Genomic DNA, 21,643 nt, shown 5'->3' with positions numbered 1-21,643 from the left:
TCCATGCGCGTTCTGTCATTGATGATGGGTCTTACGACGCTGGCCGCCACTACGGTGTTCTGCGCCAGCGCGATGGCGAATGAAGAGAGTCAGTTGGTACAACAGATCAACCAATACCGCAGCCAGGTGCAACGCTGCGGCGACCAGGGTTCCCAGGAACTGCCGCCATTGGCCAGCGACACGCGGCTTGTGTTGCCGGCCACCAATGTCGGCGACTTGCAGCAGGCGCTGGCGCGGGCCGCGTACCCGATGGTCAATGTGCAGGCCATCAGCCTGTCGGGGCCCAAGGATGCCCAGGCGGCCATGAAGGCGGTGCGCGAAAGCTTCTGCCGCGTGGTGCTGGACCCGCAATTTGTCGATATCGGCGTGAGCAACAGCGGCCAGGACTGGCGCATCGTGCTCGCCCGCCCGCTGCTCACCAGTGGCCTCGGCGATTGGCAGACTGAAGGCAAGCAACTGCTCAACCTGGTCAACACCGCGCGGTCGCAACCACGCCAGTGCGGTACCCAGGCGTTCACGGCCACCACGCCCTTGTCCTGGAACGACGACCTCGCTGGCGCCGCCAACAGCCACACACGCAACATGGCCAACGGTAATTTCTTCGATCACCTCGACCACGACGGTCGCACGCCTGGGGATCGAGCCGAACTGGCTGGGTATATTGCGAAGAACATCGGCGAAAACATCGCCGCCGGTCTGGATACACCACGCAAAGTGGTCGACGGTTGGCTTGCCAGTCCGGGCCATTGTGCCAACCTGATGAACCCGCAATTTCGTGAGTTGGGTGCGGCCTATGCCATGGACCCGAAGAGCGATGCAGGAATTTACTGGACGGGGGTTTTTGGCGCCCAATAGGCCCACATGCCGATCCACTCAAATGGATGGTGCGTCAAATTGCTATCACCGCGATAATCCCGCTGAACTGCCAGCGGGCATTCCGGTCTGTTGCTTGTTGGGCCGCCCCTTTCAGGCGTTAAACAGACCGTGGCAAACAAGGTGTTCTGGCAATGATGAATTGGCTGCAAAGCAGCAGCGACATGGCTGAGCGGGTTCGCCAGCATGATTGGGCGAGTACGCCCCTGGGGCCGCTGGAGCAGTGGCCGGATGTGCTCAAGACCACCGTAGCGTTGTGTTTTGCCTCGAGCTTCCCACAATCAATCATTTGGGGGCCTCACCTGACCACGTTGTACAACGACGCGTTCATTCCGATCCTGGGCGACAAACCTTTTGCACTGGGTCGTCCATTCAGTGAGGTGTGGCGTGAAGTCTGGGCCGACGTGGGTCCCATCGCCAATGCGGCGTTTGAGGGGCATGCCACCTATATCGAGAATTTCCCCCTGCTGATCGAGCGCGGCGCTGGCCTCGAACAAGCCTATTTCACCTTTTGCTACAGCCCTATCCGCGATCCCGAGGGCAAGGTTGTCGGGATGCTGGATACCGTCACCGAAACCACCGCCACCGTGTTCCTCAACCGCCGCCTGGCGGTGCTGGACGCCGTGGGCAGCGCCGTGGCCAATGCCACTGACGCCGAAAGCATCATGTCCACCACCACGCGCCTGTTGGCCGAGCACCTGCACGTCTCCAATTGCGCCTACGCCGACATGGATGCCGATGAAGACGGCTTCACTATTCGTGGCAACTGGGCCGCGCCGGGCTCACCGAGCATCGTCGGCCACTACAGCCTGGCGTCATTCGGCGCGCGGGCCGTGCAGCAACTGCGTACCGGAGAACCGCTGGTGGTGCAGGACAACCGCGTCGAATTCCCGCCGGAGGAAGCCACCAGCTACCAAGCCCTGGGCGCGCTGGCGACCGTCTGCTTCCCGCTGATCAAGGATGGCCGCCTGACCGCGTTGATGGCGGTGCACCACAAGACGGCACGCGTCTGGTCGCCCTACGACTTGGCGCTGGTCGGGGAAGTCACCGAGCGTTCCTGGGCGCATATCGAGCGGGTGCGCGCCGACGCCGCCGTACGCGAGGGCCTGGCGGCGTTCACCGAGCTCAATGCCACCCTGGAACAACGGGTGCAGGAGCGCACCCTCGCCCTCACCCAGACGGAAGCGGCGTTGCGCCAGTCCCAGAAGCTGGAAGCCATCGGCCAATTGACCGGCGGCGTGGCCCATGACTTCAACAACCTGTTGACCATCATCCGCTCGTCGGTGGACTTCCTGCGCCAACCGGGGTTGTCCGAGGAACGGCGCCAACGCTATATGAGCGCCGTTTCCGACACCGTCGAGCGCGCCAGCAAACTCACCAGCCAACTGCTCGCTTTCGCCCGACGCCAGCCGCTCAACCCGGAAGTCTTCGATGCAGGTCTGCGGGTCAAGAACATCGGCGAAATGCTCGAAAGCGTCACCGGCGCGCGCATCCATGTACAGGTGCACTTGCCCGAGCGTCCTTGCCATGTGCGCGTCGACGCCAGCCAGTTTGAAACCGCGTTGATCAATATCGCCCTGAACGCCCGTGACGCCATGGACGGGCAAGGCACCCTCACCTTGCACGTGGCCCCGGTGGACACCATGCCGCGTATCCGGGGCGACGAGGAAAGCCGCCAACCTTTTGTGAGCATCGCCCTGACCGACACCGGCAGCGGTATTCCCGGCGAAACAGTCGAACGCATTTTTGAACCGTTCTTTACCACCAAAGCCGTGGGCAAAGGCACTGGGCTGGGGTTATCCCAAGTATTTGGCTTTGCCAAGCAATCCGGTGGCAACGTCGACGTAGCCAGCGAACTGGGACAAGGCACCGTATTTACCTTGTACCTGCCGCAGGTCGCGCCCCAGGTGCTGTCCTACGACCCTCTTCAGGAAGACCTGACGCCGATCCCCGACACGGCACAGCGCCATATCCTGATCGTGGAAGACAATCTGGAAGTGGACCGCTTCGCGAACCAGATCCTGCAGGACCTCGGTTACCGGACCACATGGGCTACCGACGCGGAACAGGCACTGGCGGTGGCCGGCACGGATGCCCTGGCGTTCGATGGGGTATTTTCCGATGTCGTGATGCCTGGCATGACCGGCGTGGCCATGGCCAAGGTGCTGCGCCAACGGCGCCCGGATTTGCCGGTGGTGCTCACCTCCGGCTACAGCGAGGAACTGGCCGAGAGTGGTTATGAAGGGTTTGAGTTCCTGCCCAAGCCCTACTCCGCCGACCAGGTCGCACGGGCACTCGCCAAAGCGATGCCCTGAGTCCTACTCCGCCACCGCCACCTGATTACGTCCCTGGGCCTTGGCCCGATACAGCGCCTTGTCAGCCGTGTTCATCAGGCCGTGCAAGTCCTGATCCTGGGTGTGGGTGGACGCCACGCCAAGGCTGGCGGTCAAGCCATGCACCGGTTCGGAGGCCAGGCCCGAGATGGCCTTGATCAACTGCTCGGCAATGTCCCGCGCGGTTTCCAGCGACGTATTAGGTAAAAGCACCGCAAATTCCTCGCCGCCCAGGCGCCCGTACACGTCGGCCTGGCGGAACGAGGCGCTGATCACCCCACCAATCTGGCGCAGCACCTGATCACCCGCCTGGTGGCCGTAGGTGTCGTTGATTTCCTTGAAGTGGTCCATGTCCATCATCAACGCACAGAGCGGCTGACGATTGTGACGGCATTGTGCGTACAGCACCTGGGCATGTTCGAAGAAGGCACGGCGGTTCATCAGGCCGGTGAGTTCGTCGGTCTGTGCGGCGCGGGTGGAAATGTTGTGGGCACGCTCCATCTGGCGGGTCAGGCGAAAGGCCTTTTCCAAGGCATCCGACAGCTTGCGCGTGGCGCTGACCACAAAGGTGGAGAACACCAGGACGGCAATGGCCACGCCCACTTGCATGGAGGACGGCTGGAACAGCAACCACAGCGTGCACGGCAACAGCACTACGGCCATGGAGGCCAGCGTCATATAGCGATAAGCCGAGTAACAGGACACGGCGCTGACCGACATGCCCACGGTAAACAGCATCACCAGCACCTGGGACAACCGATCATCGGTAGGCATGACCGCCAACGCTCCGACTCCCCAGGTTGCGGCAGACAGCATCAACGTGACCCAGTAGCGGCGCTCCCAGCGGTCCGGCGTACGTTCGGCATTGGGGCAGCGGAACCACTCCATGAACATCTTGATGCGAACCAGGGAAGTCAGCGCCAATACCACCAGCCAGATCAGGATGACCTGATGGTCAAACCGATCCCAGCACAGCCAGCACAGCATCACCGCGGCCAGGTAACTGCCGAAAATCGCAGCAAATGACTGCCGGAACAGCTGGTGCAAACGATCGGTCCGCACCTGCTCCTCTATAAAGCAATCCTGGTCCTGCCCACGCCCAAGGCCATTCATGAAATTCGCCCGATTCGACTGCCACGACAAAGGCGCCATTGTGGCACCCTGCCACCAACCTGAACAACTGAATCAAGCGTTATAGAGCCACCGCCTCAGAAAACCTGAGTATCGCCCTTGACCGTCGCGTCGATCCAGCGCGGCTCCATGGGGTCGCTCCACACCGAACGCGGCGGTGTTCCCCCATCACTGATAAGGATCCGCCGGCCTTCATTACTCCATTCCTGCATGCGCGCCTTGAATTGAGCCGGGTATTGGGAGGCGGGGCACGTAATGCCAGCCCACGGATCGACCACCCACGCATCCGCCCACTCCGGCTCACCAAAACCTTTGCTACTTGGTTGGCCAGGGGGGCCGCCGATGATACCGAAGGTATGTCCCTTGACTTGCGCAATGCGTGCATGACCACCACTGGCATTGATCGTGTCAACCGCCACCTTGGCCATCTGGTCGCAGTTGCCCGCCCCTGTTTTGAGCACAATTTCGGAATAATTGGGTGCGCCTGTCCGCGTATAGAGCCACCCCACCACATCCGTGGCGTGCGCATTGCGCGCCAGCTCACCCGGCTGACCCAGCACCTGCTGATTGGCCGACCGGATGCCGGTAGCCTGGAACTGATCGTCTACCGCTTTGCGTCCTCCTTCCGCCAGCACACGGTTCTGCTCAGAAGGGACCATCTGGTCAAATTCCGTAGGCTTCTTGATCGGCTCAAGCCGAATCGGCTTGGCCGCTACCACCACATGCCCTGGGTTATCACCGGAAGCATAGACGCTCATCAATACTTCACGCTGCTTCTCGGGAGGAAGTCCTTTCAATACCTTGCCTAGATGCTCGACTTCCGCAGGAGACATGGGTTCATCGCGGATAATTTTCTTGACCAGGGTATCCAGTGACGGCAACACCACCAGTTGATTGTTCGGTGTGCCCTGCGCCACAAAACCATGGATGTCTTTGTATGAGTCATGCAGTTTGATGAACGCCAGGTCGAGGGGATCGTGAGTGTTGAGCCGGTGAAAGTCGAGTGAGCCGTTGCCATTGAGTTCAGCGTAAAAATGAACGCCCGTATCGCCCTCAACCACCACGTAATGACGACCGTCGTGCTCGACCTTGACGCCCCTGAGCACACGCTGGTCTTGGCTCAAATCGCTGATGGCATCCATTTTGACCACAACCGTGTCGTCGTTGAGCGCACGGCGCGTGCCAAAATCGTCATAGCCGAAATCCACCTCATTGACGATTGAGCCGGTCGTCTGCTGGCGGTATGTCACAGGTTTTACCGTCGCGATCGGCAACAACTCTTCGCTGCCGGCTTCATTGACGCGGTAAAGACGACGTTCATGCACCACCGTACGCGGACTATTGGCCGATCCAACGCCGGGAATCAGTCGCCGATGTTCAAGTGCTTGGGCGTCCTGGAATGTCGGCGTTCCACCGGGTTCGATCTGTTTGGTATAACAGAGGCTGGTCGAACGCTTGCCCCTCTTGCCCATGCCGACACAGGTTTGCAAAAAGCCTTCCAGCGGCCCGCGGTCATCCGGCCCTCCGAGTTTGATCAGGCTCCCGGGCTTGTCAGGGCTGTAGCGAAACACGTCTTCGCCAACCACCAAATCCACATGCTTGTGCCGCGTGAGTACACGGGCCTGGTCACTGGAGAAGCCCTCAGGCACCTGTATCGTTCGACCTGGCGCAACGGTTCTGGAAGTCAGGGGTATTTGTGGGTTTACCTCATAGCGCCCTTTGCCCGGTAGCTTGAATGCAGATGATTGCCTCAATTTCGCAATCCCCCTCTGGATCGTAGCCATATCGCCTTTCTGGAACTTGAGCAGGCTGCCTCCGTTGAACTTGATGCCAGAGGTCAGTGGCTCAAGCGGGTTAAGGTTGCGCACCACAGAAACAGAAAATTGCTTGATCAAGGGCGCGAACTTGGGCAAAAGCGCACGTATGCCAACTTTTCCGACGTTAGAAAACGCCCGCACAGAGCCTGCGGCGAACTTGCCCACCGGGCCCGCAAACGTGAACAATCCATCGACGGTAAGGCTGATGATCCCCTGCTTGGTATTGCCATTAACGATATCTTCGATGCCTCCCCAGAAGGGAACGAAGGACTGCGCGAAGCCTTTCATGCGATCCCAGAAAGCTGCGTCGTTTTTCTGTGCGTGACTTTCCCTGGAGGGGTCCGACTGCGCCCATTCCTGCAACTGTTTTTCATCGACGTAGAACAGGTCAGTGGTAATCAACGTGGAAACGGCGTTGGACCGCTCCGAACTCAACGTACGCGGTACTGCTGTTTCATTGCCAGGGGCTGAAGCGTCGAAGCGGCCAATCTGTTCAGGAACCACCAACGTAAAACTGTCAGGTCGAGGCCCCTTCCCTGCCTTGAAGGCCTCCCACTGCTCCTTGAAGGCCTTTCTGCCGGTCCTGCTGTTACGTACCACCACTTCACCAGAAGGGACGCCGTCGGATGAATGATCGATGGACATGAAGTCCTTTGCGTAATTTTTTTCCGCTGGATCGTAAGATTCCAGAATCGGCTTCAAGTCATCACGACGCCGCGCTATGCCCTTGATCGGATTGATTTCGTAGTAGCTTGTTTCACCTGCATACACTGACTTGATGATGAACCCGGGGCGCGTCCTGGCGGCCTTTTTTTCATCGTCAGTCTCATCCTGACCGTTGGGTTTGGTCCTGAGTGCATAGAGCGTGACCTCTCCGCGTTCGATCGCGACGCGATCCTTGAGCGGCAGCTGGGACAACTGGTGGTTGAGCACCTTGCCATAGCCGGCCTTGGCCTTGGACAGGTACTCGTCGAACGCAGCCTGGAAGGTAGCCTCATCGTAGACGGGGTATTGATAGCCGACATCGGATGGCCGGATTTCCTCGCCGCTGAGGTGCCTATACAAGGCGAAGAACGGGCTGATCAAGCTGAGTAATTCAGTACGTGAAACACCCGCCTCCATGCGCTCGAAGTAATCTTTGCGCATGGGTACATCCTTCGCCATTTGCTCCGTTGCCTGCACGATACGGCCGACATGATCATCAAAAGCAGATACTGCGCGCTGTATTTCCGCCTGCGAATACTCGCCCTTTTGGCTAATCACCCCCTGCGTCGTAGCCCATTCCAGAATGGCGGGGATACGCGCAGCGGCAATTGCCGACCACTCTTCTGGCGTTTTTGCTTGCTCGCTCAGCTTGCCAGGCAGGTCGACCAACTCCTGGAAGCTCATGCGGCTTGCTGAGCCGGGCTCAATCATTTCCGCCAACGTAGCGCCATGTTTGAAGTTCACCCAAACGGTGCTGCTACGGTAAGACAGTTCGTCTGGAACATCTCGCACGGCAAAGTCGACAGGAAATTGCGGCTTAAGAAGATAGGCCGCCAGGTCGGCTTCAGCCCCGGACACCTTCTTTGTCTGAGTCAGGTGTAGGCGCAAAGACGTATTGACCTGCGAGTAGCTACTGCCCCAGTGTTCGACCGACGCCAGGTGAAACCCTGCTACATAGCCCGACTTTCTCGATTGCGGCGGGTCGAGACTCAAGGTGATCACCTTCATCAGCAAGCGCGTCTTGACCGCTGGAGAAATCACGCCATCCAGCTTGCCGTCAGGGCCTCCCAGCTCTATGAGCAGGGTTTGAATCAGCTCATTCGCCCTGGGCGACTTCACGAGTTGTTCAAGCATCGCGGCCGGTGAGGCCGACGCCCTTTCAAGTGTCTGCGCGGACAATCCCTCACACAGATAACTCAGCAAAGGCTTCTTGTGCTTTGCCTCCAGTTGATCGACCTGTCCAGTGATCTTACTGTCGTAGCGATCCTGCAACAGCGCATCGCCCTGGCTAGATTTATCATCCAGGCCCAGGGATATTTCGCTGCGCGCGCTCTCAACCGCATTGATCGTCACGCGCAGTTGTTCTAGCGAATGGGGGCGGGAGGGAACAATGCCATAGAACTTGAGTACGTTTTCGAGACGATTGGTACCCGGTTCAGTCGAACCGTTGTGGGGTATGAGCGGTGAGTTTTTGTTGAGGAACACACTAATTTTTTCGGGTTCAAGCGGCGCACTCCCCGTCTGCAGCTCGCGCAATGCCCTGAGTACTTCATCCAGATCAGCCAGTTTCCCCTGCACCTCGGTGCTCTGCGAATCTGTACGCGGAGAACTGGAAGCGCCTGCCAAGGACAAATCGGGCTTGTATGACGTGTCGCCAACGGGTGATACCGGAGGCATGACGGGTGTACCCAAGGTATTGAGTGTAAGTGGGAACATTGTGCTGCTCGTCCGTGGAAGTCATATAGGTCTACCGAGCGACACATCGCACGAAGCGATAAGATCTTCGCCTGATCGCCGGCATATTTAAGTGGACGCCGCGTAGGACAATGTTCCAAAGACAAACAAGACAATTTGTGTATGGCCAGCGAGCGCGGCCATGATGAGCGCGCGGGCCGTTGAGCGATCATCTGGATACGCTGCACGGCCCGCTGATTTGAAGCGCTATAGGACTGACGACTACCTTTTATTCCGGCCGCAGAATCAGCACGCCCAGTGGTGGCAGATTCAACGACAGCGATACCGCCTGCCCATGGTGCGGCTCATCCTGGGTAAATACCTCGCCTCCATTACCGTAGTTGGAGCCTGCGTACATGTCGGCGTCACTGTTGATCACCTCGCTCCAGCGCCCGCTGAACGGTACGCCGACTTTATAGCCCTCGCGCGGCACCGGGGTGAAGTTGGCCACCACCAGCACCGGCCTGCCGTCCTTGCTCCAGCGCAGCCAGGCGTAGACGCTGTTGATCGCGTCGTCACCGATCAGCCACTGGAAGCCTTGGGGCGCATCGTCCTGTTCATGCAGGGCGGGTTCTTCGCGGTATAGGCGATTGAGGTCGCCCACCAGTTTTTGCACGCCTTTATGTTCGGCGTACTGCAGCAGGTACCAATCCAATTGCTGGTCATGGTTCCACTCGCGCCATTGGCCGAATTCGCAGCCCATGAACAACAGCTTTTTGCCGGGATGCATCCACATGAACGCCAGGTAAGCGCGCAGGTTGGCGAACTTCTGCCAACGGTCGCCAGGCATCTTGTCGATCAGCGAATGCTTACCGTGCACCACTTCATCATGGGAGATCGGCAGGATAAAACGCTCGGACCAGGCGTAGACCAGGCCGAAACTCAACTCGTTGTGATGATGGGCGCGGTACACCGGGTCCTGCTGGATGTAATGCAGCGAATCGTGCATCCAGCCCATGTTCCATTTGTAGTTGAAGCCCAGGCCACCCTGCTGGGTCGGCTGGCTGACGCCGGGCCAGGCGGTGGATTCTTCGGCGATCACCAGGGCGCCAGGCGCCTCGATGGCGACCACATCGTTGAGGTGACGCAGGAAATCGATGGCTTCGAGGTTTTCGCGGCCGCCATGGCGATTCGGCACCCATTCGCCGGCTTTGCGTGAATAGTCGCGGTAGAGCATCGAAGCCACGGCATCCACGCGCAACCCGTCGATATGGAAGTGTTTGAGCCAGTGCAACGCCGAGGCGAGCATGAAGCCATGCACTTCGGTGCGCCCCAGGTTGTAGATCAGCGTGTCCCAATCCTGGTGGAAACCTTCAAGCGGGTTGGCGTACTCGTACAGCGCCGTGCCGTCGAATTGCGCCAGGCCGTGGGTGTCGGTGGGGAAATGCGCCGGCACCCAGTCGAGGATCACGCCGATATCCGCCTGGTGCAACGCGTTGACGAAATAAGCGAAATCCTGCGGCGAACCAAAACGTGCCGTCGGGGCGAATTGTGACAAGGCCTGGTAGCCCCAGGAGCCGCCAAACGGGTGCTCCATGATCGGCATCAGCTCGATATGGGTGAAGCCCAGTTGCTGCACGTAGGGAATCAGGCGTTCGGCCAGTTCACGCCAGTTGTACTGGCGCGCCACTTCGCCCGCTTCGTCCAGCTCGGCCTGCCAGGAACCCACGTGCAATTCATAGATCGACAACGGCGCAGTGGTCTTGTGCTTCTCGACCCGCGACTGCATCCATTCGTGGTCCTGCCAATCCACCTGCAAGGGCTCGGCGACTTTTGACGCCGTGTCCGGCGGCAATTGAGTGGCCAACGCCACGGGGTCGGCCTTGAGCGGCAGGATCCCATTGGCGCCGAGTACTTCGTACTTGTAGGCCGCACCCGGTTGCAAGCGTGGGATAAAGATCTCCCAAACGCCGGAAGGATGGCGCAGGCGCATCGGATGCCGGCGACCGTCCCAGATATTGAAGTCACCCACCACCGACACCCGCCGCGCATTCGGTGCCCACACGGCAAAGCGCACACCTTGCACGCCGTCGACACTGGTCACCTGAGCGCCCAGGCAACTGCCGAGGTCGCGGTGATTGCCTTCGGCGAACAGGTACAAGTCCATTTCGCCGAGCAACAGTTGCTGGAAGCTGTAAGGATCTTCGGTGACTTGCTCGCCACCGGCCCACTGGATTTTCAGCAGGTACGCCTGGCGCGTGTGGAAGTGCCCGACAAACAGGCCCGGCACCTGGGTCGCGTCCAGGCTGCCGATCTGCTCGCCGCTATCGCGCGCCAGCACCTGGACACTCAAGGCCTCCGGTAGAAATGCGCGGATAAACTGGCCGCCGTGGTCATCATCGTGCGGCCCGAGAATCGAGAACGGGTCGTGGTGTTCGGCGCGTACCAGCGCTTCGACGTCCTTGGACGCCGGCAATGCAGTCAACTTCGGTTGCAGCGGTTCTTTATGTGTAAAGCTCATGACGTCTCCCCACCGCGTGCAGTTTTAGATATAGATGCTTCCTTTATAGAAGCAATCCCGCTCAGTAAACCGTGCAACCCTTGCAAGGGCACCGGCAACCAAGTCGGACGGTTCTCTGCTTCGTAGGCCACTTCGTACGCGGCCTTCTCCAGGCTGAACAACGTCAGCGCGGCGTCCTGGCCTTTGGCATCCTGCCAGTCATGCGCCAGTGTAGACGTAGCTGACTGATAAGCCTGGATAAATGCCTGGCGTGCTTCATTCAGATAGCGGTTGGTGACGCGTTTGCGCGCTTGGTCCGCTTCGGGCGAATGGTCCACCCCTTGCACATTCAAGGCCATGGCTGCCGCGTAGTCGAAGGAGCGCAACACGCCGCTCACATCTTTATACGGGCTGTGCTTGCCCCGGCGCTCGTGCAAGGGCCGCGCCGGTTCGCCCTCAAAATCGATCAGGTAGGCATCGCCTTTCACCACCAGCACCTGGCCCAGGTGCAAATCACCGTGGACCCGAATGCGCAAGCCGCCGGCCGTGGCTTTCGCCAAGGCCTGCACATGGCTGGCAATGGCTTTTTTCTGCGCCAGCAATTCACTGACCAGCGCTTGATCGGCCGGGTTCAACTGGCTTTGATGAAGTTTGAGCAACTGCAACGCGCGGTCCAGTTGCGCGCCGACGTCCTTGGCCCAGGCCTGGGTATCCTTGGCGCTGGTCAGCTCCGGTTTGAAGTCCTTGTTGGTGGTTTTGGCGCCCAGCACCCCATGCATCTCGCCCAAGCGCTGGCCGAGCAATCCGGCAAAGTCCGCCAGCTCGCCGAGCGCGTTGTAGTGCTGTTCCTGTTCGGAGATGGCCTCGGCCAACTCGTCGCGGATCGCGCGTTCCAGGTTGTTCTGGGTCCAGCTCCAGGCGTCTCCCTGGTTGCTCAAATAGCCTTGGGCAATCATCAGCAGGTTGTCCTGCCCTTCGGCATCATGGCGCACCATCGAGCCCAGCAGCGGCGAGATGTTAGGGTAGCCGGCTGCGGTCAGGTAGGCGCTCATCTCCAGTTCCGGGTGCACGCCGGAAGCGACTTTGCGGATCAGTTTGAGCACCAGGCTTTCACCCACGACCACCGAACTGTTCGACTGCTCGGCAGACAGGTAACGCACCTCGGACTCATCCGTCAGTTGCAGTTTGGCCAGTTGCGGCGTGGCGGCAAAGCGCAGCTCGCCCTCGCTGGTATTGAGCATAGTGCCGGCCTGCAAACCTTGAATGACCGCACGAATAAAGTGCTCAAGGCTGAAGGCATCGGTCACCAAACCCACCTGGCGCACCCGCCTTACACGGGCCAACGCCAGCTGTTGCGGCAAGGCACTGGTGAACTGGTCCTCACCGAGAAAACCCAACGGCAGTTGATAACGGCTGATCTGGCCACCCGCTGTCACTTCAAGCTCGCTGAGCAACACAGGATGCTGGGGATCGCCAAAGCGCGCGCCGTAGGCAATGCGCACGCTGTCGATGGCGGTGTCCTTGCCGGCGAACCAGCGACGCTTGGGCAGCCAGGCTGGAAGCACCGTCTGTTCCAGCGAGGCGCGGCACGGTTCGTCCAGCAGTTCTTCCATACGCTTTTTCAATACCAATGTAGTGAAGTCCGGCATGCTTTGGGCGGGTTCCACGTGCCAACTCGGCATCTGGTTTTCCGGCGCCAGCACAAACCAATAAAAGCCATATGGCGCCAGGGTCAGCAGGAAATTTAGCTGGCCGATGGGTGGGAACGCATTACCGCCGAGCATCTCCACCGGCACCATGCCGGCGAATGCTGACAGGTCCAACTCGGCCGCCTGGGCACTGCGCGACACGTTGGCCACGCAGAGGATGATCTCGTTGCGCCCGTCTTCGCCGGTGAATTCACGGGTATAGGCCAGGATGCGACGGTTGCTCGGCGAAAGCATTTTCAAACTCCCCCGACCAAACGCCTTGGATTGCTTGCGCACCGCCAGCATGCGCCGGGTCCAGTTCAGCAGCGAATGCGGGTCCTGGGCCTGGGTCTCGACATTCACCGATTGATAGCCGTATTGCGGGTCCATGATCGGCGGCAGTACCAGGCTGGCCGGATCGGCGCGGGAGAAGCCGCCGTTGCGGTCGATGGACCATTGCATCGGCGTACGCACGCCATCGCGGTCGCCGAGGTAGATGTTATCGCCCATGCCGATTTCATCGCCGTAGTACAGGGTCGGCGTGCCGGGCATCGATAGCAACAGGCTGTTGAGCAACTCGACACGGCGACGATCACGTTCCATCAACGGCGCAAGACGGCGACGAATGCCCAGGTTGATCCGTGCACGACGGTCAGCGGCGTAGTAGTTCCACAGGTAGTCGCGTTCCTTGTCGGTGACCATTTCCAGGGTCAGTTCATCGTGGTTGCGCAGGAAGATCGCCCATTGGCAGTTGGCTGGAATCTCCGGGGTCTGGCGCAGGATGTCGGTGATCGGGAAGCGATCTTCCTGGGCCAGGGCCATGTACATGCGCGGCATCAGCGGGAAGTGGAAGGCCATGTGGCATTCGTCGCCGTCATCGCCCTTTTTTTCTCCAAAGTAGAGCTGGGTGTCTTCCGGCCACTGGTTGGCTTCGGCCAGCAACATGCGGTCGGGGTAATGGGCATCGATTTCGGCGCGGATCTGCTTGAGCACATCGTGGGTTTCAGCAAGATTTTCGTTGTTAGTGCCGTCACGCTCGATCAGGTAGGGAATGGCGTCGAGGCGCAGGCCGTCGATGCCCATGTCCAGCCAGTAGCGCATCACCGACAACACGGCTTTCATCACTTGTGGGTTGTCGAAGTTGAGGTCGGGCTGGTGGGAGTAGAAACGGTGCCAGAAGTATTGGCCGGCGACCGGGTCCCAGGTCCAGTTGGACTTCTCGGTGTCGAGGAAAATGATGCGCGTGCCGTCGTATTTCTGGTCGTCATCCGACCACACATAGAAGTCCCGCGCCGCTGAACCCGGCTTGGCCTTGCGTGCGCGCTGGAACCAAGGGTGCTGGTCGGAGGTGTGGTTGATCACCAGTTCGGTGATCACCCGCAGCCCACGTTTGTGCGCCTCAGCGATGAAACGCTTGGCGTCGGCCATGGTCCCGTAGTCGCTGTGCACGCCACGGTACTCGGCAATGTCGTAGCCATCGTCGCGACGTGGCGAGGGGTAGAACGGCAGCAGCCAGATGGTGTTCACGCCCAAGTCCGCGATGTAGTCGAGCTTGGCGATCAGGCCGGGAAAATCACCGATACCGTCGTTATTGGAGTCGAAATAGGATTTGACGTGAACCTGGTAGATCACCGCGTCCTTGTACCAGAGCGGGTCTTTGATGAAGGTGGCAGCGTTGGGTTTCTTCGCCATTGGAAACTCCTGGAAAATTCATCGGAAGGTTCAAGACGATGGGGTGATGCGCCAAATGCCAAAGGGCATCTGCGGCTCCAGCCGTGTCCACTGGGTCTTGCCATACCAGGTCCAACGATGGCCGTTCATCAAGTCTTCACCTTGGGTCTGGGCATCGTCCGGCAGCCCCAATTCCCACAATGGCAACTCAAAACTGGCTTCCTGGGCGTTATAAGGATCCAGGTTCACGGCCACCAGAATGAAGTTGCTGCCATCCTCGCTGCGCTTGCCGAAATACAGGATGTTGTCGTTCCAGGCGTTGTAGAGCTTGAGCCCCAGGTGCGTCTGCAACGCCGGATTCTGCCGGCGGATGCGGTTGAGCTGGGCGATCTCGGCAATGATGTTGCCGGGCGCGGTGAAGTCCCGCGGGCGGATTTCGTACTTTTCCGAATCGAGGTATTCCTCTTTGCCCGGCACCGGCGCCGACTCGCAGAGTTCGAAGCCGGAATACATGCCCCACAGGCCCGAGCCCATGGTGGCCAGCGCGGCACGGATCAAGAAGCCGGGTCGGCCGGATTCGTGCAGGAAGGCCGGGTTGATGTCCGGTGTATTCACGAAGAAATTCGGCCGGTAGCATTCGCGCCACGGCGACTCGTTCAACTGCGTCAGGTATTCGCTCAACTCGGCCTTGGTATTGCGCCAAGTGAAATAGGTGTAGCTCTGGGAATAGCCGACCTTGCCCAGGCGCGCCATCATCGCCGGCGTGGTGAAGGCTTCGGCCAGGAAGATCACTTCCGGGTGCTTGGACCGCACATCGCTGATCAGCCATTGCCAGAAAGGCAGCGGCTTGGTGTGGGGGTTGTCGACGCGAAAGGTCTTCACGCCCTCTTCCACCCAACCCACGACGATGTCGCGCAACTCGGTCCACAGGCTCGGGATGGCGTCCGCCGCATAGAAGTCGACGTTGACGATGTCCTGGTACTTCTTCGGCGGGTTCTCCGCGTATTTGATCGTGCCGTCCGGGCGCCAATTGAACCAGCCCGGATGCTCCTTGAGCCATGGGTGGTCCTGGGAACACTGGATGGCGAAGTCCAGGGCGATTTCCAGACCATGCTCGGCGGCGGCCTGGACCAGGCGGCGAAAGTCGTCGCGGCTGCCCAGTTGCGGATGAATCGCCTCATGGCCGCCGTCTTCGCTGCCGATGGCATAGGGGCTACCTGGATCATCGGGGCCGGCGGTCAGGGAATTGTTCTTGCCTTTGCGGTGGCTGCGGCCGATCGGATGGATCGGCGGGAAGTACAGCACGTCAAAACCCATGTCATGGATCATCGACAGCCGTGAGTGCACGTCATTGAAGGTGCCGTGGCGCGCAGGATTATCTGTGATCGAGCGCGGGAACAGCTCATACCAACTCGCAAACAACGCCGCCTCGCGCTCCACATCGATCGGGTAGACGGTGCTGATGCTCAAGTAAGCGCGGTGATCGGCCTGGGTCATCAGGTGTGCACTGTCTTCGTGCAGGAACTGCGCAACCTGCTCGGTTTCCAGCAGGCCGGAGAGTTCGTGGTGCAACAGCATCAGGCGGTCACGCAGCTCATTGTCACTGCGCTCGGCGGCCTGCAGCACCAGGCTGCGGCCTTCCTGCAGTTCCAAGCTGACCGGCACACCCGCCTCATGCTTCTTGCGCAGCTCATAGCAAAAGCTGGCGAAGGTATCGATCCAGGCTTCGATGCAGTATTCGTGAGGGCCTTGCTGGGCCACAGTAAACGCGCCCTCCCAGCCGTTGTTGCCTGCGTCGGTCATGACCACGCTGTGCCAGCTTTCGTCTTGCAGCGGGCGCCAGCGGATCAGCACAGCGAGCTTGTCATGGCCGTCGGCGAACACTTTGCTGGTGACATTGACCCGCTGGCCGACCACGGCCTTGACGGCAAATTCGCCGCCATCAATCACGGGGGTGGTGCTTTCGATTGCGATCCTGGGCAGCAACAGTGCCTGGGACAGTGGTAACAAGGAGTCTGTTTCAGCAGTCATCGAGCATCTTCCCCTTACGCCCTGTGGACGCTCTTTGCTTGATCCAAATTCTGAGGCGGCCGGGCTCTTCCTGAGCGAGGCCGTAATAGGTCCGAGCCTGGGCCCCCGATAAAAGTTCAGCTGGATGTGCCGCCATCGGGCGGGGAATCAATTCGCCCCGGCGGCTGTCCACCGATAGAGCAAAGCACAAAGGAGGCCACACCGATGAATATCCCGATCCCGGCGGAAACGCCGGACCCGAATATCGACAAACCGACCCTGCCGCCGACGGAACCCGAACCGATTCCAGAGAAGGAACCGCCGGAAAACGAGCCGCCTGCGGTGGAAGAACCGCCGAATACGATGCCACCGGTAATCGTCTGAAACACACGGGCGCAGGGTTCGGTTATTGACGGTCGAGCCCTTGATTACCGGTTAAAAAACAACAAGAAAAACCGAAGCGCCTTACACCCTTGGCAGCAAACAGCTTCCCGATAAATAAACTGGCCGTTCTTATACTTCTATGCGTAGACGCTCCCCTGATTGCGGGTGGTAGCGTTTTACTTCATTTAACGCGAGGACGAGCAATGTCGACCATCAATCCCAACCAGCCCACTTACCCAATACAGCCATCCGCCTTGGAAAAGTCCGCTTCGACTTCGCAGGCACAGGATCAACAAGGGGACCTGACCCTCAAAAAGCTCAAAACACTATTGACCCCGGCAAACATAAAGCACCTACTGGAACACCCCGACGCTGCAGAGTCCCGTGAATTCCTCGCCGAGCTTCGCCCACTGATGACCCCAGCCAATATCAGTTCAATGCTGCGGGGGCCCCATGCAGAAGCACGAGCCAAAGTACTTGAAGAAATCAGCATATTGTTGAACAAAGACAAGCTCGAAACAGGCCAGAACGCCCTCTTTAAAGGATTGGAGAAAGATTTCATGCAGCGCGCATCGCTGAGAAATCTCGAGTTGCTGACCAAAGCCTTTGATGGAGGGCTGGAGGATATCTACGGATTCCTGGGCACCTCCAATGAAGCCCTGGGCAACCTCCGGCAGCGGATCGCAGATACAAAATCGGCTAACAAGGAACTCAGCGGGTTCGGTGGTATGTTGAGTAAAGAGAAAATCGACGGAGTGCGGCGCGAGCACAAGCGCGTTGAGCGCTGATGCCGCCTGACAGGTCCGAATCATTCATCCTTTTCCAGCAACCGGACGATCCGCGGCATCACACTGAATACTGCCAGGGCCAATAATGTGCTGAGCACCGCTGTCGACTCCCGCCCCAGCCCAGCGGAGACGCCAATCGCAGCGGTCATCCACAGCCCCGCCGCCGTCGTCAGCCCTTTCACATGGCCTTCTGCATCATCCTTGCCCTTGATGATCGTGCCCGCACCCAAAAAGCCAATCCCGGCAATCACCCCTTGCACCACCCGACTCATGGCATCCGCCTGGTTGCCGGACATTTGCGGGACAAGTACGAATAACGCTGCCCCCAGTGCCACCAGCATATGAGTGCGCACCCCGGCAGCCTTGCCTTTGCTCTCTCGTTCGAAGCCAAGGATGCCGCCCAGGATGGCGGCGATCAGCAGGCGTACCGTGATCTGGGTGAGCTGCCTGGCGTCGCCGATATCGGCGAATTCAGCTTGCAGGGTTTGCCACGCTTCATGCCACCAGGCGTTCATGGGTGCCGTCCTTTGTCATTGTCGTTAAAGGATGGACAGCAACGACCGCCAGTCAGTTGCCTGGAACCGTTGCACATCGCTGCCCCCTAACCCTCATAGCCCATGAAAAAGGAGTCCGGCATGCCTATTCGTATCGATAACCAACTGTGCTATTTCACGCTTGATGACAACGGCCAGGAACAGAGCGTGCCGGCAACCCGAGTCAACATTGTTACCGACACGGATAAATCCATGTCCTACGTGGAATTGGCAGCCCAGCGAATCTATATCACCGAGGCCGAGGCCGACTCCCTGACCGTGGCCGGTGCCCACGATGCTCGTCAGCATGTGAAGGCCGATGAACCTGGTTCGCTGATTTAATTGACCTGTGTCAGCGCTCTCTAAATAATGTTGCACCCCTGGGTCCATGGGGTGCAGCACATGGTCGCAGCGATCTTCATCCGCCCCATCTGATCCGCTTTTTCTCGCCATACCTGAGTCTGTTATGCAAACAGCTCGGCGCGCATAGTTCATCCGCCTGATGGAGGCTGATGAGCGAACGACCATGAGCGAACACATCCCAACCGTGGAAATTTTAGAGCCCACACACCCAAAGAAGGTGAAGGCCAAATCCAGCGACAACCTGATTCATACCCGCAGTTTCACCGGCCTGTTCCGTACCTTGCGCGTGAGCGGTGCAGCCTTCCTGTTCCTGGCGTTTTTCGGCACGGTGTGGCTGAACTGGGACGATCGGCAGGCGGTGCTGTGGGACTTGGCCGAAAGCAAATTCCATATCTTTGGCGCGACCTTCTGGCCGCAGGACTTCATCCTGTTGTCGGCGCTGTTGATCATCTGCGCCTTCGGCCTGTTTGCGATCACTGTGTTTGCCGGCCGCGTGTGGTGCGGCTACACCTGCCCGCAAAGCTCGTTTACCTGGCTGTTCATGTGGTGCGAAAAAGTCACCGAAGGCGAGCGCAACCAGCGTATCAAGCTGCAAGCCGCGCCCTGGAGCCTGAACAAACTGGCGCGACGCTCGGCCAAGCACACTTTGTGGCTGGGGATCAGCGTGCTGACCGGCCTGACGTTTGTCGGCTATTTCACACCGATCCGCCCCCTGGCGACCGAACTGCTGACCTGGCAGATGGGCGGTGTCAGCCTGTTCTGGGTGCTGTTCTTTACCGGCGCAACCTACATCAACGCCGGTTGGTTGCGCGAAGCGGTGTGCATGCACATGTGCCCGTATGCACGGTTCCAGAGCGTGATGTTCGACAAAGACACCCTGACCATTTCCTACGACGTGGCCCGCGGCGAAAGCCGTGGCCCGCGCAAACGTGAGGTCAAACCTGCCGACGTCGGCCTGGGCGACTGCATCGACTGCCAGCTATGCGTGCAAGTCTGCCCCACCGGCATCGACATCCGCGACGGCCTGCAAATGGAGTGCATCGGTTGCGCGGCGTGCATCGACGCCTGCGATTCGATCATGGACAAAATGGGCTACCCGCGTGGCCTGGTGAGCTACACCAGCGAACATCAACTGCAAGGCGGCAAGACGCACCTGCTAAGGCCGCGCCTGATCGGCTACAGTGCCGTATTGCTGGTGATGATTGCTGCGTTGGTGGTGGCGCTGGTGGAGCGGCCGATGGTGTCGCTGGACGTGACCAAGGACCGTGGCATGTTCCGTGAAAATGCCCAGGGTCTGATCGAGAATATCTACAGCCTCAAGGTGATCAACAAGACCCAGCAGCGCCAGGACTATCGCCTGGAACTGGTGGACGCCGACGGCTTCCAGTTGCAAGGCAAGACCGAGATCAGCCTTGCGCCGGGGGAAATCAGCGATGTGCCGGTGTCGGTGGCATTGCTGGCGGATAAACCGGCGAGCAGTTCGCAGACCTTGCGTTTCAAGGTCACGGACGTGGATGAGCCGTGGATCTACAGCGCCGCTGATAGCCGCTTCGTGGCACCACTGAATCGCTGACAAACACTTGTAGGAGCCGGCTTGCCGGCGATGCGATGTCCGACCGGCTACCTCAGCAGGTCGACATACCGCGATCGCCGGCAAGCCGGCTCCTACAGTAAACCTTTGGAATACTCATGAAACGCTACGAAAAATTCGCCGACGACATCGCAGAACTGATCCGCTCCGGCGTACTCGGCCCCGGCCAGCGGGTGCCCTCGGTGCGTTATGCCAGCCAGACCTACGGCGTCAGCCCGTCCACGGTGTTCCAGGCCTACTACCTGCTGGAGCGCCGAGGCCTGATCCGCGCGAGGCCGCGCTCCGGCTACTTCGTCAACACCCACGCCCCCAGCCCGTTTTCCGAGCCGGTGGTGAGCGACCAGGTGCATGAGTCCACCGAAGTGGATGTGAGCGAACTGGTGTTCTCGGTACTCGATTCGATCAAGGACCCGAACACCGTGCCCTTCGGCTCGGCATTCCCCAGCCCCATGCTGTTCCCGCTGCCGCGCCTGGCCCGCTCCCTGGCCAGCGCCAGCCGCGAAATGGACCCACGCCTGGTGGTCACCGACATGTCGCCGGGCAATCCGCAACTGCGCCGGCAGATTGCCCTGCGCTACATGGTCAGCGGGTTGATGCTGCCGATGGAAGAACTGCTGATTACCAACGGCGCGCTGGAGGCCTTGAACCTGTGCCTGCAAGCCGTGACCGAACCCGGCGACCTGGTGGCCATTGAAGCCCCGGCGTTCTATGCCTGCCTGCAGGTGCTGGAACGCTTGAAACTCAAGGCGGTGGAGATTCCCGTGCACCCGCGCGACGGCATCGACCTCAACGCGCTCGCGCAAACCCTGGAGCGCTACCCGATCAAGGCCTGCTGGACCATGACCAGCTTCCAGAACCCTATGGGCGCGACCCTGCCGGAAGCCAAGAAACAAGCCTTGGTGGAACTGTTGCGCGGCCATCAGGTGCCCTTGATCGAAGACGATGTGTACGCCGAACTCTATTACGGCCAACAGGCGCCCAAACCCGCCAAGGCGTTCGATACTGAAGGTCTGGTGATGCATTGCGGTTCCTTCGCCAAAAGCCTGGCCCCGGGCTATCGCGTAGGCTGGGTGGCAGCCGGACGCTTTGCGCAGAAGGTTGAGCGGCTGAAGCTGATGACCTCGCTCTGCCCGTCGATGCCGGCCCAGGCGGCGATTGCCGATTACTTGCAGCACGGTGGCTATGACCGGCACCTGAGGAAGTTGCGCTATGCACTGGAAGAGCAACAAAGCGCCATGCTGGCCGCCATCGCCCGGTACTTCCCGGCGCAGACGCGGGTCAGCCAACCCGCCGGCGGGTATTTCCTATGGCTGGAGCTACCGGAGCAGACGGACTCGTTGAAGTTGTTCCAGATGGCGTTGGCGCAGGGCATCAGCATCGCGCCGGGGCCGATCTTCTCGGCAACCCAGCGCTTCCGGAACTGCATCCGCTTGAATTACGGCAGCCCATGGACCGAGGCGTCGGAGAAAGCAATGGAGACGCTGGGGCGGATTGTTCGGTCGTTTTGAATTAACGGTCGTCTGCACTGACGCCATCGCGGGCAAGCCCGGCTCCCACATTGGAATCCGTTCCCCTGTGGGAG

Annotated in this window: 13 protein-coding genes; 7 read left to right on the top strand and 6 right to left on the bottom strand. The window is 59.7% G+C overall.

Annotation, left to right across the window (positions count from 1 at the left end):
* Positions 1-3: 3 nt before the first annotated feature.
* A complete protein-coding gene (locus HX868_RS29365; RefSeq protein ID WP_016980330.1) occupies positions 4-855 on the top strand; it encodes a CAP domain-containing protein in 852 nt (283 codons plus the stop codon).
* A gap of 152 nt (positions 856-1,007) precedes the next feature.
* Positions 1,008-3,188, top strand: a complete 2,181-nt coding sequence (locus tag HX868_RS29360) for a GAF domain-containing hybrid sensor histidine kinase/response regulator (RefSeq protein ID WP_177005269.1) — start codon at positions 1,008-1,010, stop codon at positions 3,186-3,188.
* Between the two features lie 3 nt (positions 3,189-3,191).
* On the opposite strand, the gene HX868_RS29355 is transcribed toward HX868_RS29360, so the two are convergent.
* The 5 genes from HX868_RS29355 to HX868_RS29335 all read right to left on the bottom strand — a co-directional run bounded on the left by HX868_RS29355 (position 3,192) and on the right by HX868_RS29335 (position 16,423).
* Complete coding sequence (locus HX868_RS29355) at positions 3,192-4,358, bottom strand: GGDEF domain-containing protein (RefSeq protein WP_177005268.1); 1,167 nt, start codon at positions 4,356-4,358, stop codon at positions 3,192-3,194.
* A 56-nt stretch (positions 4,359-4,414) separates the two neighbouring features.
* On the bottom strand, positions 4,415-8,575 hold the full coding sequence (locus HX868_RS29350; protein ID WP_177005267.1) for a hypothetical protein: 4,161 nt from the start codon (positions 8,573-8,575) through the stop codon (positions 4,415-4,417).
* A 247-nt stretch (positions 8,576-8,822) separates the two neighbouring features.
* Entirely contained in the window at positions 8,823-11,054 is a 2,232-nt protein-coding gene (gene glgB / locus HX868_RS29345; RefSeq protein ID WP_177005266.1) for a 1,4-alpha-glucan branching protein GlgB, read from the bottom strand.
* Positions 11,051-14,413 carry a maltose alpha-D-glucosyltransferase gene (gene treS, locus HX868_RS29340; protein ID WP_177005265.1) on the bottom strand — a complete coding sequence of 1,121 codons (3,363 nt, stop codon included), beginning with the start codon at positions 14,411-14,413 and terminating at the stop codon, positions 11,051-11,053. The genes glgB and treS overlap by 4 nt, the downstream gene beginning before the upstream one ends.
* 30 nt (positions 14,414-14,443) lie before the next feature.
* Complete coding sequence (locus tag HX868_RS29335) at positions 14,444-16,423, bottom strand: alpha-1,4-glucan--maltose-1-phosphate maltosyltransferase (RefSeq protein WP_177005264.1); 1,980 nt, start codon at positions 16,421-16,423, stop codon at positions 14,444-14,446.
* Positions 16,424-16,627: 204 nt separating this feature from the next.
* On the opposite strand from HX868_RS29335, the gene HX868_RS29330 reads away from it, so the two are divergent.
* Together HX868_RS29330 and HX868_RS29325 are read left to right on the top strand one after the other, a co-directional pair.
* Entirely contained in the window at positions 16,628-16,786 is a 159-nt protein-coding gene (locus tag HX868_RS29330; protein WP_016980337.1) for a hypothetical protein, read from the top strand.
* Between the two features lie 203 nt (positions 16,787-16,989).
* Complete coding sequence (locus HX868_RS29325) at positions 16,990-17,574, top strand: hypothetical protein (protein WP_177005263.1); 585 nt, start codon at positions 16,990-16,992, stop codon at positions 17,572-17,574.
* Positions 17,575-17,594: 20 nt separating this feature from the next.
* Here HX868_RS29325 and HX868_RS29320 read toward each other — a convergent pair whose 3' ends face one another.
* Positions 17,595-18,089, bottom strand: coding sequence for an MgtC/SapB family protein (locus HX868_RS29320; RefSeq protein ID WP_177005262.1), 495 nt, complete (start codon positions 18,087-18,089; stop codon positions 17,595-17,597).
* 120 nt (positions 18,090-18,209) lie between these two features.
* Between HX868_RS29320 and HX868_RS29315 the strand changes: the two genes are divergently transcribed.
* From HX868_RS29315 to mapR, 3 genes are all read left to right on the top strand, one after another.
* On the top strand, positions 18,210-18,449 hold the full coding sequence (locus HX868_RS29315; RefSeq protein ID WP_177005261.1) for a DUF3203 family protein: 240 nt from the start codon (positions 18,210-18,212) through the stop codon (positions 18,447-18,449).
* A gap of 184 nt (positions 18,450-18,633) precedes the next feature.
* Positions 18,634-20,043 (top strand): cytochrome c oxidase accessory protein CcoG, encoded by a 1,410-nt coding sequence (gene ccoG / locus HX868_RS29310; RefSeq protein ID WP_177005260.1) that lies wholly within the window; start codon positions 18,634-18,636, stop codon positions 20,041-20,043.
* Between the two features lie 116 nt (positions 20,044-20,159).
* Positions 20,160-21,569, top strand: a complete 1,410-nt coding sequence (gene mapR / locus HX868_RS29305; RefSeq protein WP_177005259.1) for a GntR family transcriptional regulator MpaR — start codon at positions 20,160-20,162, stop codon at positions 21,567-21,569.
* Positions 21,570-21,643 lie beyond the last annotated feature (74 nt).

The organism is Pseudomonas reactans (genome assembly GCF_013385825.1).
Taxonomy (GTDB): Bacteria; Pseudomonadota; Gammaproteobacteria; order Pseudomonadales; family Pseudomonadaceae; genus Aquipseudomonas; species Aquipseudomonas reactans.
Note: the sequence above shows the minus strand (reverse complement) of the source record. Positions and strands in the feature narration are given on the sequence as shown.